Origin of the sequence: Paraburkholderia sp., from assembly GCF_035948235.1 — a bacterium.
Classification (GTDB): domain Bacteria; phylum Pseudomonadota; class Gammaproteobacteria; order Burkholderiales; family Burkholderiaceae; genus Paraburkholderia.
Map to the genome: position 1 here is coordinate 30,917 of NZ_DASZJJ010000344.1, position 15,991 is coordinate 46,907.

General features: G+C 64.3%; 13 protein-coding genes and 1 pseudogene. 3 read left to right on the plus strand and 11 right to left on the minus strand.

Features of this window, described 5'->3' with window-relative positions; all coding sequences use genetic code 11:
* Positions 1–164 precede the first annotated feature (164 nt).
* The 6 genes from VG320_RS30565 to VG320_RS30590 form a co-directional block, all read right to left on the minus strand.
* Positions 165–1,577 carry a dienelactone hydrolase family protein gene (locus VG320_RS30565; RefSeq protein WP_327203804.1) on the minus strand — a complete coding sequence of 471 codons (1,413 nt, stop codon included), beginning with the start codon at positions 1,575–1,577 and terminating at the stop codon, positions 165–167.
* A 526-nt stretch (positions 1,578–2,103) separates the two neighbouring features.
* Entirely contained in the window at positions 2,104–2,547 is a 444-nt protein-coding gene (locus tag VG320_RS30570) for a YchJ family protein (protein ID WP_327203805.1), read from the minus strand.
* A 78-nt stretch (positions 2,548–2,625) separates the two neighbouring features.
* Entirely contained in the window at positions 2,626–3,303 is a 678-nt protein-coding gene (locus tag VG320_RS30575) for an SDR family oxidoreductase (RefSeq protein ID WP_327203806.1), read from the minus strand.
* Between the two features lie 93 nt (positions 3,304–3,396).
* Positions 3,397–4,602, minus strand: a complete 1,206-nt coding sequence (locus tag VG320_RS30580; RefSeq protein ID WP_327203807.1) for an acetyl-CoA C-acetyltransferase — start codon at positions 4,600–4,602, stop codon at positions 3,397–3,399.
* A gap of 15 nt (positions 4,603–4,617) precedes the next feature.
* Positions 4,618–6,405: a bifunctional isocitrate dehydrogenase kinase/phosphatase gene (gene aceK, locus VG320_RS30585; RefSeq protein ID WP_327203808.1), complete on the minus strand. Its 1,788-nt coding sequence runs from the start codon at positions 6,403–6,405 to the stop codon at positions 4,618–4,620.
* A 34-nt stretch (positions 6,406–6,439) separates the two neighbouring features.
* Positions 6,440–6,859 (minus strand): MerR family DNA-binding transcriptional regulator, encoded by a 420-nt coding sequence (locus VG320_RS30590; RefSeq protein WP_327203809.1) that lies wholly within the window; start codon positions 6,857–6,859, stop codon positions 6,440–6,442.
* Positions 6,860–7,088: 229 nt separating this feature from the next.
* Here VG320_RS30590 and VG320_RS30595 point away from each other — a divergent pair, with 229 nt between their 5' ends.
* Complete coding sequence (locus VG320_RS30595; protein WP_327203810.1) at positions 7,089–8,159, plus strand: MBL fold metallo-hydrolase; 1,071 nt, start codon at positions 7,089–7,091, stop codon at positions 8,157–8,159.
* Between the two features lie 75 nt (positions 8,160–8,234).
* On the opposite strand, the gene lolA is transcribed toward VG320_RS30595, so the two are convergent.
* Together lolA and VG320_RS30605 are read right to left on the minus strand one after the other, a co-directional pair.
* Entirely contained in the window at positions 8,235–8,945 is a 711-nt protein-coding gene (lolA, locus tag VG320_RS30600) for an outer membrane lipoprotein chaperone LolA (RefSeq protein WP_327203811.1), read from the minus strand.
* Positions 8,946–8,982: 37 nt separating this feature from the next.
* The gene (locus VG320_RS30605) at positions 8,983–11,298 is read right to left on the minus strand and encodes a DNA translocase FtsK (RefSeq protein ID WP_327203812.1); all 2,316 of its coding nucleotides are present in this window, start codon (positions 11,296–11,298) and stop codon (positions 8,983–8,985) included.
* Between the two features lie 388 nt (positions 11,299–11,686).
* Between VG320_RS30605 and trxB the strand changes: the two genes are divergently transcribed.
* Positions 11,687–12,682 (plus strand): thioredoxin-disulfide reductase, encoded by a 996-nt coding sequence (trxB, locus tag VG320_RS30610; protein WP_327203813.1) that lies wholly within the window; start codon positions 11,687–11,689, stop codon positions 12,680–12,682.
* 179 nt (positions 12,683–12,861) lie between these two features.
* Complete coding sequence (locus VG320_RS30615) at positions 12,862–13,632, plus strand: Smr/MutS family protein (RefSeq protein WP_327203814.1); 771 nt, start codon at positions 12,862–12,864, stop codon at positions 13,630–13,632.
* 83 nt (positions 13,633–13,715) lie between these two features.
* Here the strand turns inward: VG320_RS30615 and VG320_RS30620 are convergent, their stop codons facing one another.
* The 3 genes and pseudogenes from VG320_RS30620 to VG320_RS30630 form a co-directional block, all read right to left on the minus strand.
* Complete coding sequence (locus tag VG320_RS30620; protein ID WP_327203815.1) at positions 13,716–14,834, minus strand: sn-glycerol-3-phosphate ABC transporter ATP-binding protein UgpC; 1,119 nt, start codon at positions 14,832–14,834, stop codon at positions 13,716–13,718.
* A 31-nt stretch (positions 14,835–14,865) separates the two neighbouring features.
* Positions 14,866–15,723, minus strand: coding sequence for a carbohydrate ABC transporter permease (locus VG320_RS30625; RefSeq protein ID WP_327203816.1), 858 nt, complete (start codon positions 15,721–15,723; stop codon positions 14,866–14,868).
* Positions 15,713–15,991: pseudogene (locus VG320_RS30630) on the minus strand (sugar ABC transporter permease); the annotation flags it as partial. The pseudogene VG320_RS30630 and the gene VG320_RS30625, both read right to left, overlap by 11 nt.

The following is a 15,991-nucleotide window of genomic DNA, read 5'->3' on the forward strand; positions in this document are numbered from 1 at the left end:
GCGCGCGGCCGTCGCAGGCCGCGTTTGCCGCGCGAACGGGTGAATTATTTGGGGTGGCATCGCGATGCGAGGCCGCAGAACCAGCCGATAAAAAAGGCGCCGCAAGGGCGCCTTCGTGGCTACGGAATCACGCAACGCGCGGGAGCGCGTGCGGCGGCGTCGCTTTAGCGGCTCGCCAGCGAATGCGACGAATCGGCGGTTGTGGGCACGGCGTTGCCGTTGTCAGCCACGGCGTGACCGTCGTCGGCATGATCGTTCTGCGCGGTGGCGGCGTTTTCGTTCGCCCACACCACGCTGGCGTTCACCGCATAGAGCCGACACGGGTCCGAGCTGTGCTTCTGGCAGTTCGCGATGGCGACATCCATCGGATTGTCGCCGCCTTCGGCCCACGACCACGCGCCCGAATCGGACACCGCGAACGCGCGGCTCGGGTACTGCTTGAGGAAATTGCGATAGCCGTCGCGGCCCGCCTGATCGAGGAACGGCACCGCGCCCACCGATTCGATCGACGCGTAGCCGCTGGCGCGCGGCGCGGACGGCGTCTCCACGCGGTACTGCACCGACGTGGGCATGCCCTGGTTCGCGAGGAAGGCTTCGACCGTCGGCCACCAGACCTGCACGCCGTCGCGGTCTCCCACGAGGCGGTGCGCGTCGTTCTTGTAAGCGCCGAAATCGACCAGCTTCGCGCCCGAGCCCGCCTGCGGGTCTTGCGCCTGCGCGGTGCGGAAAGCCGTGAACATCTTCGTGACGAGATCGGGCGTCCACACCGAATCGTTGTCGCCGTAGAGCCAGAGCGAGGCCACGCGCGCCTTGCCGCCGTACGAGCCGAATGCCTGGGTCAGATTGTCCTGCCAGCCCGTGCAGGCATCCTGGCGCAGGCCACCCGAAAAGTTGATGAGCGCGCGCACGCCGTGCGCAGCTTCGGTGCCATAAGCCATGGTCGCGAGACCGCCATGCGAGGTGCCCGCTACGGCAATATGGTTCGCGTCCACATAGGGCTGCTTCGCCATGTAATCGACCGTCGTGGCGACGTCGGCGGCCTGGCCCATGCCGTTGCTCGCCACATCGCAGCCGTCCTGCTCGTAGCTGCCGCCCGAGCCCGCGAAGCCACGACGATTCGGCGCGACGACGACATAGCCGCGGCGCACGAATTCGCGCGCGAACGACATCGGGTCGCTGCGCGGCTGCATGCGCGGGTCGCCGGGAATCTTGCCGTGGTTGAACACCACCATCGGGAACGGGCCGGGGCCGTCCGGGCGGTAGACCGTGGTTTCGAGCGTCACGTCGGACTCGCCCGGCACGGGAATCTGGATGATCTGGGCGTTCATGCCCGCATGCACGACGGGCAGATAGGCATCGTCGAGCGCGATGCGCGGTACGTGCGCGCTGCCGAGCGGGCCGGCTGCGCCGTTTGCGCTGTTTGCGTTCGATGCGAGGGAGGATTGCGCGCCGCTGCTGGCGCTGCCATGCGCGCCCGACAAGGCCGCCGGATCGGAAAGAGAAGCTGCGTGCGCCACCGACAGCAAACATGCTGTGCCGGCCACCGCCCATCCGGTAAGAAGCTTCCTGAACGCCATGCGCTACACCCGCCTGCGAAAATCCTGCTGTGAATCTGACTACCGAGCAACACTTCCCGCCCCTCGCGGGCACAACAGGACACTTGCGCGCCAGGACCTGAGGCCGGCGTGGGATATGACCCGTTGCAGGGAAGTAAAACCGATCGGAACACCTATGCGGCGCCTTTCTGTCATCGATCAGACTCGCCGCCAGCACCCGTTTTGAAGTCGCCGCGAAATTGTTTTTCAACAAACTCTTAATGGCGAAACGGACACCGTGATTGCATCCTCGCACGACAAATAATTGTTGTGCAATTCAGGGCTAACCCGGCATAAGGCGTGCCAACCGCGCCCATGCCTTTAAGCACGGCGCATCGGTGGATTTCGGGGTAATGCGAAGTAACGAAAACAGAAAATAATGGCGGATGCGACGTGTCGCGCGGCGTCTACATCCCCGTTTTTTGCAGGTAAGCGTGTGTTTGCAACAGCGTGATTTTGCGTGCCTGGACACGCATTTTATTGAAAGCGCCGGATCGCTGCTAAAGCGTCAGCCTTCCAGGATATCGCCGTCCACGTAGCGCCAGCGACCGTCGTCACCGCGTGTGAAGCGGCTTGTTTCATGCAGCCGATACGCCCTTCCCCCGCTTTTATGGCGCGCCACAAACTCGACGATCGCATGCGTGGCGTCGATGCTTTCGTGGCGCTTGACGGCCAGTCCCAGCCAGCGCGGCGCGCCCGGCGCATTGGTATCGACGTCGAGATCGGCGGGACAGGTTTCCACGGCCCATGTCGCGCGCAGATACGGCACGTCGCCCAGCACGTATGCCGTATAGCGCGAGCGCATCAGTTCGAGCGCGGTGGCGGGCAACGCGCCACCGTCGATAAAGCGGCCGCAGCAGTCGGCGTAACGCGGTGACTTCGCGCCCGATTTTTGATCCGACGCGGCGCCGCCGCAGGGACATTCGACGGGACGCTGTAGATTTGCGCTCATAAAAAAGCCATTCCTTCGACAAAACAAAAAAGCCGCCCGCGCGAGCGTAGCGGCCCTGATTCATTCACACGGAAGAGCTTACCAGTCGAGTTCGGTGCCGTCGTACTGGAAGAAGCGCCCGTTGAAGACTTCGCGCGCGGCGGCGGCCTCGGCGACCACTTCGCGCATGCCGGCGACGCTCGCCGTCGCGTCGATGGCCGCGTGCGCGCCGCCCATGTCAGTGCGCACCCAGCCTGGATGCAGCGCGATGCAGGTAGCGCGGCGCGTCTGCAGCGAGGTGATCTTGAGCACGTCGTTCACCGCCGCCTTGCTCGCGCGATACAGCCAGCCAGTCGTGCCCGTGGTCTGCGTGATGCTGCCCATGCGGCTGGACAGCACGCCGAGCACGCCATGCGCTGCATCGACGAGCGGCAGCAGGATCGGGATGATCTGCATCGGGCCGCGCACGTTGGTGTTCATCACGTACTCGAAGTCTTCGGCGGTGATGGTCTCGACGCCCTCGGTGCGCGGGCCATAGACGCCCGACACGATCAGCGCCACATCGAGCCGCTCGCCGTCGAGCCTGGAGCCCAGCGCGGCGATGTCTTCAGGCCGCGCGATATCGAGCGGATAAGTTTGCGCACCCAGCGCGCGTAACTCCGCCAGCGACGCTTCGGAGCGGGCCGTGGCCAGCACGCGCCAGCCGGCCTTCACATACTGGCGCGCGAACTCAAGGCCGAGGCCGCGCGAGGCACCCACGATCAATGCTGTTTTCATGTTGCACCTGTCTTGTATGCCGCGATCTTCATGACGCATCGCGTGCGGGTCTTGCCGCGCGCCGCCTCCCTGCGGCGCACGTCACTCAAGAGCCTACATGAGTTCGACGGCCATTGCCGTGGCCTCGCCGCCGCCGATGCACAGGCTCGCCACACCGCGCTTGCCGCCGCGCGCACGCAATGCGCCGATCAGCGTGACGAGAATGCGCGCGCCCGAAGCGCCGATCGGATGCCCGAGCGCGCACGCGCCGCCATTCACGTTGACCTTGTCGTGCGGCAGGTTGTGCTCCTTCATCGCCGCCATCGTGACCACGGCGAAGGCTTCGTTGATCTCGTAGAGATCGACGTCCTCGGCCTTCCAGCCGGTCTTGTCGAACAGCTTTGCAATTGCGCCGACCGGCGCAGTCGTGAACTTCGCGGGCGCCTGCGCGAAGCTCGTGTGACCCGCCACACGCGCGAGCGGCTGGACGCCCAGACGCTTTGCCGTCGATTCGCGCATCATCACCAGCGCCGCCGCGCCGTCCGAAATCGACGACGCATTCGCAGCCGTCACCGTGCCCGTCTTGCTGAACGCAGGCTTGAGCGTGGCAATCTTGTCGAGGTTGGCCTTGAAGGGCTGCTCGTCGCGCTCGACGGTGGTTTCGCCCGCGCGCGATGCGACCTTCACGGGAGCGATCTCCCACGCGAACGCGCCGTCCTCGTTGGCGCGCTTCGCGCGCTTGAGCGACTCGATGGCGAAGGCATCCTGACGCTCGCGCGAAAAGTCGAATTCGCCCGCGCATTCCTCGGCGAAGGTGCCCATCAAACGCCCCTTGTCGTAGGCGTCTTCGAGACCGTCGAGGAACATATGGTCAAGCACCTGGCCGTGCCCCATGCGCATGCCCGCGCGCGCCTTCGGCAGCAGATACGGCGCGTTCGACATGCTCTCCATGCCGCCCGCGACGATCACATCGGCGGAACCCGCCAGCAGCATGTCGTGCGCAAACATGGCCGCGCGCATGCCCGAGCCGCACATCTTGTTCACGGTGGTCGCGCCCGCCGCGAGCGGCAGGCCCGCGCCCAGCGCCGCCTGGCGCGCGGGCGCCTGACCCTGGCCCGCCGGCAGCACGCAGCCCATCACCACTTCGTCGATCTGTTCGGGCTTGAGGCCCGCGCGCTCGACTGCTGCAGCAATGGCCGTCGCGCCCAGTTGCGGCGCCGTCAACGTAGCGAATTCGCCCTGAAAACCGGCCATCGGCGTGCGCGCCACGGCGACGATCACGATCGGATCTTGCTGGGATTGTGTCTGTGTCTCACTCATGTCCATCCTCCTTGTTCATAGGTTCGATGATGCGTGGAATCGCTCGGGATACCGTTCCCGAAAGCGTTCCGCAGCGTCATAAGGCAGGCAATCGGGCACCTCGCCCGCCAGCAGGCGCGCACGGCTTTCCTGCCAGAGCGCGGGCTCGAAGAAGTCGGCGTGATGCTCAAGGAAATAGCGCTTCACGCGCGGGTCGCCGAGCAAAAACGTGCCATACGTTTCCGGAAAAATATCGCGCGGGCCCACCGCGTACCACGGCTCGTCCAATAGTTCGTCATCCTCATAACGTGGCGCGGGCACGGCGCGCACGTTGCAATCGGTGAGATATTCGATTTCGTCGTAGTCGTAGAACACCACGCGGCCATGTCGCGTCACGCCGAAATTCTTGTAGAGCATGTCGCCCGGAAAGATATTCGCGCGCATCAGATCCTTCACCGCGTTGCCGTATTCGCGAATGCCGTGCTCCACGTCTGCGTCGCTGCCGTTTTGCAGCCACATATTGAGCGGCACCATGCGGCGCTCGATGTAGAGATGACGGATCACAAGCTTGTCGCCTTCGTATTCGAGCATTGAAGGCGCGAGCGTTTCCAGCTCTTTCAGCAGCGCCTCGTCGAGCCGCGCGATGGGCAGCGCGACGCTCGAATATTCGAGCGTATCGGCCAGACGGCCCAGCCGGTCGTGGCGCTTCACCAGTTGATATTTGGCTTCCACCTGCTCGCGCGTGGTTTCCTTCGGCGCGGGAAAGCGGTCCTTGATGACCTTGAACACATAGGGAAACGACGGCAGCGTGAACACGATCATCACCATGCCGCGAATCCCGGGCGCGGCGACGAACTGATCGCTCGAATGCGACAGATGGTGCAGCAGATCGCGATAGAAAAGATTCTTGCCCTGCTTCTGCAGCCCGAGCGAGGTGTAGATCTCACCCTTCGCCTTGCGCGGCATGATGGTGCGCAAAAACTCGACGTACGCGGACGGCACTTCCATATCCACGAAGCAATATGAGTGCGCGAAGCTGAACATGATGAGCACCGGGTCTGTGCGCAACAGCACCGTATCGAGCGCGAGCTTGCCACCTTCGACATGCCGGATCGGCACGACAAACGGCGCGATCTGATCGCCGTTGATGATGCGCCCGACGATATACGCCGACTGGTTGCGAAAGAACAGCGAAGCCAGCGTATGAATCTGGAAATTGGGCTTCGGCTCGACCATGCCGAAGGTGTCCAGCATGGTCCGCATCACGCAGCCCACATCGCGCTCCAGGTCCTCGAAAGGCGTGTCCAGCTGGAAATTCGTGACGATGCGCGCCAGCGTGGCGGCAAGCCCATCTTTGGCCGGATAGTAGGCGCGATACGTGGGTCTCGCGGCGGCCTCGTCGTTTTCGATATATTCGGTCGAGATCGCGGGCCGCACGAAAATGAAATCGTTATTGAAGTACGAGCGATGCAGAATCTTGCAGCACACCGAATTAAAAAACGTCTCGGCGCATTCGGGCTGCCGGTGGGTGGTCAGCAAGCCGATGTAGTGGAGCTTGATCTGTTCCCACACCTCGTCTTCGATGCTTTCGGCGTCGTATTCGTCCTGAAGCGTGTAGAGGCATTCGCGCACGCGCTCGTCATAGGACACGATGCGCTCGCGCGCGAGTTGCTGCAGGCCACGCCAGTCGGCCGACTCGAAACACGCTCGCGCGCGCACCGCTGCGGCGGTAAAGCTCTGGTAATGGCGATTGAAACCGTCCAGCACGGTCTGCGCCACATCGAAGCCGATCTGCGAGGAAAGCAGTTTCGGAAAATGTCTCATGGCGCGTTTCCCGGCGCGGTCTGGTCGCTTGCTCTTATTTCACTTCGGACGGCGCCTGCCGCACGTCGCCCGCCGCGTTCTTCGCCAGCAGCGCGCGCGCCTGCGCTTCGTACTGCGCGAGGTCCTCGAGCGTGGCGTCGAGATCGTCGCGCTGGCGCTCCAGGATTTCGCGGTGGCGCACGACGGTTTCGAGGAAGGCCTGCAACTGCGGTAGCGTGTCGGTGGGCGATTCGTAGAGATCGAGCAGCGCGCGAATCTCATTGAGCGTGAAACCCAGCCGCTTGCCGCGCAGCGTGAGCCTCAGGCGGGTGCGGTCGCGGCCCGAGAACACGCGCTTGAGGCCGCCGGCGCCTTCGCGGCTTGGCGCGAGCAGGCCCTGGTCTTCGTAGAAACGGATCGCACGGGGCGTCACGTCGAATTCGCGGGCGAGCTCGGTAATCGTGTACTGGTTCATGGCGGGGGCGCTTCGCTGCGGGCGGCCTGGGGCCGGGCGGCATGGCTATCGTTGGGATCGACGTTTACGTTATCGTCAAGTCCGGGCTTGCGCAACCACCCTTGTTGTTCCGCATGTCGGAACAGTCTACGGGGCCGCCAGCAGAAATGATGCAATGCGGCGACAATGCTGTCAGGCAACGTCTGATGCGCACTGAAATCCCACGATAACGACAGAGACACCACCCAAGATGAACGCCCTCGAACACCAGCTCGACTACCCTTTCGCCGATACCCTGCCCGACGCCGGCATCGCTTTCGACGTCGCGCCCGGCGTGAAATGGCTGCGCATGCCGCTGCCTTTCGTGCTCGACCACATCAATCTCTGGCTGCTGCGCGACGAGATCGACGGCCAGCAGGGCTGGACCGTGGTGGACTGCGGCATCACCGACGACACCATCAAGGCGCACTGGGAAAAGGTGTTCGAAAGCCAGCTGGAGGGCCTGCCGGTGCTGCGCGTGCTGGTCACGCACTGCCATCCGGACCATATTGGTCTCGCGCACTGGATCTGCGCGGGCGGCGACAAGCAGCGCTGGGACGTGCGCCTGTGGACGACGCTTGGCGAATATATGAGCGCCTGCGTGCTGGCTTCGGGCAACGGCTCGAACGCCGGTGGCGAAGGCGCGGCGCGCCATTTCGCGCGCCATGGCGTAACCGACGAAGGCTCGCTCGACCAGTTGCGCACGCGCCGCAACTACTACTCGAACCTCGTGCCCGCACTGCCCTCGCAGTATCGTCGCCTGCGCGAAGCCGATACGGTGAAGATTGGCGGGCGCGACTGGCGCGTCGTCACGGGCTTTGGCCATTCGCCCGAACATTGCGCGCTGCTGTGCGAAGAAACCGGCGTGCTGATTTCGGGCGACATGGTGCTGCCGCGCATCTCGACCAACGTGTCGGTGTTCGATATGGAGCCGGAGGGTAATCCGCTCGGCCTCTATCTGGAATCGCTGGGCCGCTACGAGACGATGGCGGCTGACACCCTCGTGCTGCCCTCGCACGGCAAGCCGTTTCGCGGCCTGCACACGCGCATTGCGCAACTGCGCGAGCACCACGACGCGCGCCTGGCCGAAGTGCAGGAAGCGTGCGCTGCCGCGCCGCAATGCGCCGCCGACATCGTGCCGCTCATGTTCAAGCGCAAGCTCGACATGCATCAGTTGACCTTCGCGCTGGGCGAGGCGCTGGCGCATCTGCATCTGCTCTGGCTTGAGGGCAAGCTCACGCGCCAGATCGGCGAGGATGGCGTGATCCGCTTCTCCTCCTGAACAATCAGCGCTGAAAAACAAAGGGGCGGCTCGCGATGTGCGAGCCGCCCCTTTTCACTTCAGGCTACGCGCGGATCAGTTCGCGCCGCCCGTAATCAGATCGGCGCCCTTGGGTCGCACGAATTTGAACGTCGAGGCCGGCAGGGACGGGTTCTTCTCGATGTTCGAGAAGGTCAGCAGCGTCACGTTGCCGAACACGTCGTGCAGTTCCATCGCTTCGAGGTTGCCGTCGCGAAAGCCGATGCCCACGCTCTTGAACTGCGTGTCCTTCGACTTCGGAATCAGTTCGAGCCAGTCGATGCCGTTCTTCACGCCCGCATCGGAAAGCGTGAAGTTCTTGTCCAGATCGTTGCTGCCGAACAGGATCGCCGCCGGGCTCGCACCCAGCGCGCCGCCGAGCTTGCGCTCGGTGACCTGGTTCAGATCCTTGTCGTAGACGTAGAGGTTGTCGCCGTCCGATTGCAGCAGTTGCTGGTACGGCTTTTCATACGACCAGACGAACTTGCCCGGGCGCGAGAACACGAAGGTGCCGCTCGACACCTTGGCGTTGAGCGTGGCCGTGGCGATGGCGTCGCTGGCGTTTTTGGCGCTTGAGGGCGGTTTCAGTTCGCGCTGCACGAAGCTGCCGCGCGCGGCGTGAACCTGGCTGACGAACTGCTTGAGCTGGTCGGTGCCACTGGCGTAGGCGTGGCTCGCCATCACGAGCGTTGCGCCCAGCGCCACGGCGAGCGAGCGGCCCGCGCGCGCCAGCGTTGAACCTGCGGAATGTCCTGCGAAAAACTGCATCTATCGTTCTCCAATAGCGAATGGGGGCGCGTGCGCCTTAATCGGCGTCGCGCGTGGGCGCGAGGATTTCGCGGTTGCCGCTCGACGACATCGCCGAAACCAGCCCCGACTGCTCCATCTGCTCGAGCAGCCGCGCAGCACGGTTATACCCGATGCGCAGATGCCGCTGCACAAGCGAAATCGAAGCGCGCTTGTTCTTGATGACCACTTCGACGGCCTGATCGTAGAGCGGATCGGACTCGTCGCCGGTGCCGGAAGCACTTGCCGTGCCCTCGTCGCCCTCGCCCGTCACGCCGCCTTCGAGAATGCCCTCGATATAGTTCGGCTCGCCCTGCTCCTTGAGCTTGTCCACCACGCGATGCACCTCGTCGTCGCCGACGAATGCGCCGTGCACGCGCACCGGCAGCCCGCTGCCGGGCGGCAGATACAGCATGTCGCCCATGCCGAGCAGCGATTCCGCGCCCATCTGGTCGAGAATCGTGCGCGAGTCGATCTTCGACGACACCTGGAACGCCATGCGCGTGGGCACGTTGGCCTTGATCAGCCCGGTGATGACGTCCACCGACGGGCGCTGCGTCGCCAGAATCAGGTGAATGCCGGCCGCGCGCGCCTTCTGGGCGATCCGCGCAATCAGCTCTTCGACCTTCTTGCCGACCACCATCATCAGATCGGCCAGCTCGTCGATCACCACGACGATATGCGGCAGTTTCTGACACGGTTCCGGATCGTCCGGCGTGAGGCTGAACGGGTTCGGAATCTTTTCCTCGCGCTTGTTCGCCTCTTCGATCTTGTTGTTGTAGCCCGCCAGATTGCGCACGCCCAGCTTGCTCATGAGCTTGTAGCGGCGCTCCATCTCGGCCACGGTCCAGTTCAGCGCGTTGCCGGCCTGGCGCATATCGGTCACGACCGGGCAGAGCAGATGCGGAATGCCCTCGTAGACGCTCATTTCCAGCATCTTCGGGTCGATCAGGATCATGCGGACCTGTTCCGCGCTGGCCTTGTAGAGCAGCGACAGGATCATCGCGTTGATGCCCACCGACTTGCCCGAACCGGTCGTGCCGGCCACCAGCAGGTGAGGCATCTTGGCGAGATCGGCGCACACCGGCTTGCCGCCGATATCCTTGCCGAGCCCCATGGTGAGCGCCGAAGGCGCATCGGCATAAACCGCCGAGCCGAGGATTTCCGACAGGCGCACGGTCTGGCGGCGCTGGTTCGGCAGTTCGAGCGCCATACAGTTCTTGCCCGGAATCGTCTCCACCACGCGGATCGACACGAGCGACAGCGAGCGCGCGAGATCCTTGGCCAGATTGACGATCTGGCTGCCCTTCACGCCGGTCGCGGGCTCGATTTCGTAGCGCGTCACCACCGGCCCCGGATAGGCGGCGACCACGGCCACATCGACGCCAAAGTCCTTGAGCTTTTTCTCGATCAGACGCGAGGTGAATTCGAGCGTGTCGTCCGAGATGGTTTCCTGCGCGGCGGGCGCGGGGTCGAGCAGCGAAATCGCCGGCAAGGTGGAGTCGCCCGGCAGGTCGGTGAAGAGCGGCACCTGGCGCTCTTTCTCCACGCGCTCCGAGCGCTGCGGCGTGACCACTGGCGGCACGATCGTGACCGGTTCATGCTCTTCGATCTTGACGCGGCCGCGCTCGACCTTGCCTTCGCGCTTGACCGCGGCGGCTTCGCCGAGCTTGCGGTCGCTGCGTTCCTCGCGGCGCAGACGCGCCATCGTCACGGCATTGATGATCGATTCGCCGACCTTCTCGGATACCGAAAGCCACGAAAAGCGGAAATACAGCGACAGTCCGATGCCCAGCGCCACCAGCAGCGCCAGCGTGCCGCCCGTGAACCCGAGCGCATGCGAGACGCCGCGCGCCACGGCCTCCCCCACCACGCCGCCCGGCGCGCGCGGCAGTTGCACCTTTAGCGACCACATGCGCAACGCTTCGATGCCGTCGCAAGCCAGCAGCACCAGCACGAAGGCGAAGCCCTCGGCGATCCAGCTATGGTCGCGCGGCTTGTCTTCGTCCTCGTCGGCGAGCGCCTCGTGGCGCGTGATGCGGCGGTAGTTCTTCGAAATATGGCGCGCCAGGATCACGACCCACCAATAGGCCGACAGCCCGAACAGCAGCAACAGGATGTCCGACGTCCAGGCGCCCACGCGCCCGGCCCAGTTCGAGATATGGTCGACCTGGGCGGCATGGGTCCAGCTCGGATCGCGGCGGCTGTAGCTGATGAGCGCCATCAGCAGGAACACGCCCAGCGCGACCTGCAGGATCCAGCGGATTTCGGTGAAAAGACGCGACATGCGGTGAGGCAATGCCTGCGCCGGCGCGGAATAGGGAGCTTTGGCCATTGAATCCCGGTGACTCTTGATGCTTGCGCGGCGCGGGCGCGCTGCCGGAGGCCCCGGCAGACGGGCGCGGCGGCCGTCCGATCCGGCCTATTGTAAACGCGTTGTTTAGGCCCCGGCGCCCCCACGCTGTAAATGACGGTAACTGACAACGGCGCGGGCGGGCACCTTACCGTGCGGCGGGAGCGCCCGCACGGCTATCGGCACGCAACCGGCACACTATCGTCGCGATGAGAAACCCTCATGACGCATCGGTCTGCCACGGCCTTTATAATTACGGGCTGATACCCAACTACCTGCATGAGCGCCGCCGCAGCATCGCGCGGCTCATGCGAACCCCGGCAGCCGCGCCCGCTTTCCCGCCGCGCAGCGCCTTCTACGGAATTCGACCATGCCCGCAACCAAACACGCCAAAGTCCTGATTCTCGGTTCCGGCCCCGCCGGCTACACGGCAGCCGTTTATGCGGCGCGCGCGAACCTGTCGCCGCTGCTCGTCACGGGTCTGGCCCAGGGCGGCCAGCTGATGACCACGACCGACGTGGAAAACTGGCCCGCCGACCCGAACGGCGTGCAGGGTCCGGAACTGATGCAGCGCTTCCTGGAGCACGCAGAGCGCTTCAACACGGAAATCGTGTTCGATCACATCCACACGGCCAAGCTCGATGAAAAGCCCATCCGCCTGATCGGCGATTCGGCCGAATACACCTGCGACTCGCTGATCATCGCGACCGGCGCATCGGCGCAATACCTGGGCCTCCCCAGCGAAGAGCTGTTCATGGGCCGCGGCGTGTCGGCCTGCGCGACCTGCGACGGTTTCTTCTACCGCAACCAGCACGTCGCCGTGATCGGCGGCGGCAATACGGCGGTCGAAGAAGCGCTCTACCTGGCTGGCATCGCCAAGAAGGTCACGGTGATCCACCGCCGCGACAAGTTCCGCGCCGAGCCGATCCTGATCGACCGCCTGCTGGCGAAGGAAAAGGAAGGCGTGGTCGAGATCAAGTGGGACCACGTCCTCGACGAAGTGAAGGGCAACGAAGGCGGCGTGAACGGCCTGCGCATCAAGAACACCAAGACCGGCGAAACCACCGATCTCGACCTGCAAGGCGTGTTCGTGGCGATCGGCCACAAGCCGAACACCGACATCTTCGAAGGCCAGCTGGAGATGAAGAACGGCTACATCATCACCAACGGCGGCCTGAACGGTAACGCCACCGGCACCAGCGTTGCCGGCGTGTTCGCGGCGGGTGACGTGCAGGATCACGTCTATCGTCAGGCGATCACCAGCGCCGGCACGGGCTGCATGGCCGCGCTCGACGCGCAGCGCTACCTGGAAAGCGTGGACGAACTCGGCCAGGCGCACGTCATGAGCGCCGAAGCGGATCGTTAAGCCGAACGCGGCCGAAGCCAGCCGGTTTGCGTCAAGCCGGTAAAATAGCGCCCTGAAGTCTGGCGGCGCATTGCAGGAAGGGTCGCGGCCAGCCAGCCGGCGGCCCTTTTTCATTGGCTTCGTCGCCAGACGCCGCCGCTTCAAAATCGACTTAACCCGCGCCTCCCGTTTCTTTCGTCATGCCCAAGAACGTCCCCCATCCGGGCGAGCCCAAGCGCCCTGCCAGCCCGCGCCCCGCCGCGGCTCCCGCCGCAGCGCCTGCGCCCGCACTGGAAGCCGGCAAGGTGGCCAGCGGCTTCTCCGGCCTCGGCAGCCTGCGCGACGCGCTCAAGACCCAGACGCGCCAACGCGAGCGCGAACGCGTCGTCGCTCAGGCGGCGCGCGTCGAAGCCGCCGCCGACAGCGATCTGTTCCGCCGTGAGATCGGCTCGGTCGCGCCGCTCGTGGCCCCGCCGCGCGCCCAGCCGCGCCGTGCGGCGCCCGTGCCGCTGCCGTTGCAGACGCGTCTGGACGAACAGGCCGTCCTTCACGAAGCGATCTCCGACGAATTCGATCCCGAAGCCCTGCTCGATACCGACGATTCGCTCTACTACCACCGCCCCGGCATCAGCGAGGAAGTCGTCAAAAAGCTGCGGCGCGGCACGTGGATCGTGCAGGCTCAACTCGATTTGCACGGCATGCGCCGCGAAGAAGCGCGCGAGTCGCTGCAGACGTTCATTCGCGAAGCCGGCAAGCGCGGCCTGCGCTGCGTGCGCGTGATTCACGGCAAGGGACTCGGCTCGGTGGGCAAGGAGCCCGTGCTCAAGGGCAAAGTGCGCGCGTGGCTCGTGCAGAAGGAAGAAGTGATTGCGTTCTGCCAGGCGCGCCCGCATGACGGCGGCGCGGGCGCGGTGCTCGTGCTGCTGCAGCCGCTGCATGGCCATGGGCACGGCCAGCACGGTCATCTTTGATCTGATCACTCGCGGCGCCCAACAAAAAACCCGTTCCTGCTTGCGCAGCGAACGGGTTTTTCTTTTACAGCGAAGCGCAGACGTTACGCGATGCGCTCTTCCGTCTTCGGATCGAACAGCACGGCCTTCGACACGTCGAACAGCAGTTCCATGCTGTTGAGCGGCTGCGGATTCGCGCCCGGGTGCACGCGGCTCACCACGCGCTTGCCGTTGACCTGCGCGAACACCAGCGTGTCCGGACCGGTCGGCTCGATCACATCGACCTTGACCGTGTGACGTTGCAGTTCGTGGCCGTGACCGTCGTGCGAGCTGCGCGCGTCGGTGATGCGTTCCGGGCGCAGGCCCAGCACCACTTCCTGGCCGATATGGCCGCGCACCTTATTCGCCTCGAACGGCAGATTCAGCACGTTGCGCGCCACGCCCGTGTCCAGCTCGATACCCACGCCCGAGCCCTGCTCCACCAGCCGACCGTTGATGAAGTTCATCGGCGGCGCGCCGATAAAGCCCGCCACGAACAGGTTCGACGGCGAATCGTAGATGTCCTGCGGCGCGCCGAACTGCTGCACGATGCCGTCCTTCATCACCGCGATGCGGTCGCCCAGCGTCATGGCTTCGATCTGGTCGTGCGTCACGTAGACGATGGTCTTGCCCACGCGCTGATGCAGCAGCTTGATTTCCGAGCGCATCTCGATACGCAGCTTGGCGTCGAGGTTCGACAGCGGCTCGTCGAACAGGAACATGATCGGGTCGCGTGCAAGCGCGCGGCCCATCGCAACGCGCTGGCGCTGGCCGCCCGAGAGCTGGCCCGGCTTGCGGTCGAGCAGATGCTGGATCTGCAGCATGCTGGAGACGCGGTCGACGATCTGCGTCTGCTCGGCCTTCGGCACCTTGCGGATGTTCAGGCCGAACGAGATGTTCTCGCGCACCGTCATCGACGGATAGAGCGCGTACGACTGGAACACCATCGCAATGTCGCGATCCTTCGGCGAGAGGTTGTTCACCACCTTGCCGTCCATCATGATCTCGCCCTTGGTCACGGTTTCGAGACCCGCGATCATGTTGAGCAGCGTCGATTTCCCGCAGCCCGAGCCGCCGACCAGAATCAGGAACTGGCCGTCTTCGATGTCGATGTTCACGCCCTTGAGGACGGGGACGCCGTTCGGGTAGGTCTTGTAGACGTCGCGAATGGAAAGGCTTGCCATGCTATGAATCCTTTTAATCGATTAGAGCTTCTTAGCCCTTCACCGCGCCCGCCGTGAGACCGCGCACGAAGTAGCGGCCGGCGATCACGTAGACGAGCAACGTGGGCAGCGCGGCGATGATCGCGCCGGCCATGTCGACGTTGTATTCCTTCACGCCCGTGGACGTGTTCACGAGATTGTTCAGCGCCACCGTGATCGGCATCGAATCGACGCCCGAGAACACGATACCGAACAGGAAGTCATTCCAGATCTGTGTGAATTGCCAGATCAGGCACACCATGAAGATGGGCAGCGAGATCGGCAGCATGATCTTCGTGAAGATCATGAAGAAACCGGCGCCGTCGATGCGCGCGGCCTTCACGAGTTCAGCGGGCACGCTCACGTAGAAGTTGCGGAAGAACATCGTCGTGAACGCGATACCGTAGACCACGTGCACCAGCACCAGGCCGCCAATCGTGTTCGAGAGGCCAAAGAAGCCTTCGAGACGCGCCATCGGCAACAGGATGGCCTGGAACGGGATGAAGCAGCCCACCAGCAGCATCGTGAAGAGCGCATCCGCGCCACGGAAGCGCCAGTGCGTGAGCACGTAGCCGTTGAACGCGCCGATGATCGACGAGATCAGCACGGCCGGAATCACCATCTTCACCGAGTTCATGAAGAACGGCTGCATGCCGTCACAGCGCACGCCGGTACAGGCTTTGCTCCACGCCTTCACCCACGGCGCGAAACTGGGGTGCGCGGGCAGCGTGAGCATGTTGCCCGTGTGAAGTTCGTCGAGCGTCTTGAACGACGTCGAGAGCATCACGTAAAGCGGGAACAGGAAGTACAAGGCGAACAGGATCAGCACCGCGTAGATGAATACGCGGCTCACCTTCATCTTAGGCTGCATTGCGCGTGCTCCTCGATTCCAGGTACATGAGCGGCACGAGCACGGCCACCACCGTCGCGAGCATCATCATCGACGAAGCTGCGCCGACGCCGAGCTGCCCGCGGTTGAACGAAAACGTGTACATGAAGATGGCCGGCAGCGACGACGACGTGCCCGGGCCGCCCGCGGTGAGCGCGACAACCAGGTCGAACGTCTTGATCGTGATGTGGCACAGGATCAGCAGCACCGAGAAAAACACCGGACGCATGCTCGGAATCACGATCTTGCG

Coding starts and splice junctions, on each gene's coding strand:
- VG320_RS30565 (WP_327203804.1), bottom strand. CDS start 1,577: ATGGCGTTCAGGAAGCTTCTTACCGGATGGGCGGTGGCCGGCACAGCA.
- VG320_RS30570 (WP_327203805.1), bottom strand. CDS start 2,547: ATGAGCGCAAATCTACAGCGTCCCGTCGAATGTCCCTGCGGCGGCGCC.
- VG320_RS30575 (WP_327203806.1), bottom strand. CDS start 3,303: ATGAAAACAGCATTGATCGTGGGTGCCTCGCGCGGCCTCGGCCTTGAG.
- VG320_RS30580 (WP_327203807.1), bottom strand. CDS start 4,602: ATGAGTGAGACACAGACACAATCCCAGCAAGATCCGATCGTGATCGTC.
- aceK (WP_327203808.1), bottom strand. CDS start 6,405: ATGAGACATTTTCCGAAACTGCTTTCCTCGCAGATCGGCTTCGATGTG.
- VG320_RS30590 (WP_327203809.1), bottom strand. CDS start 6,859: ATGAACCAGTACACGATTACCGAGCTCGCCCGCGAATTCGACGTGACG.
- VG320_RS30595 (WP_327203810.1), top strand. CDS start 7,089: ATGAACGCCCTCGAACACCAGCTCGACTACCCTTTCGCCGATACCCTG.
- lolA (WP_327203811.1), bottom strand. CDS start 8,945: ATGCAGTTTTTCGCAGGACATTCCGCAGGTTCAACGCTGGCGCGCGCG.
- VG320_RS30605 (WP_327203812.1), bottom strand. CDS start 11,298: ATGGCCAAAGCTCCCTATTCCGCGCCGGCGCAGGCATTGCCTCACCGC.
- trxB (WP_327203813.1), top strand. CDS start 11,687: ATGCCCGCAACCAAACACGCCAAAGTCCTGATTCTCGGTTCCGGCCCC.
- VG320_RS30615 (WP_327203814.1), top strand. CDS start 12,862: ATGCCCAAGAACGTCCCCCATCCGGGCGAGCCCAAGCGCCCTGCCAGC.
- VG320_RS30620 (WP_327203815.1), bottom strand. CDS start 14,834: ATGGCAAGCCTTTCCATTCGCGACGTCTACAAGACCTACCCGAACGGC.
- VG320_RS30625 (WP_327203816.1), bottom strand. CDS start 15,723: ATGCAGCCTAAGATGAAGGTGAGCCGCGTATTCATCTACGCGGTGCTG.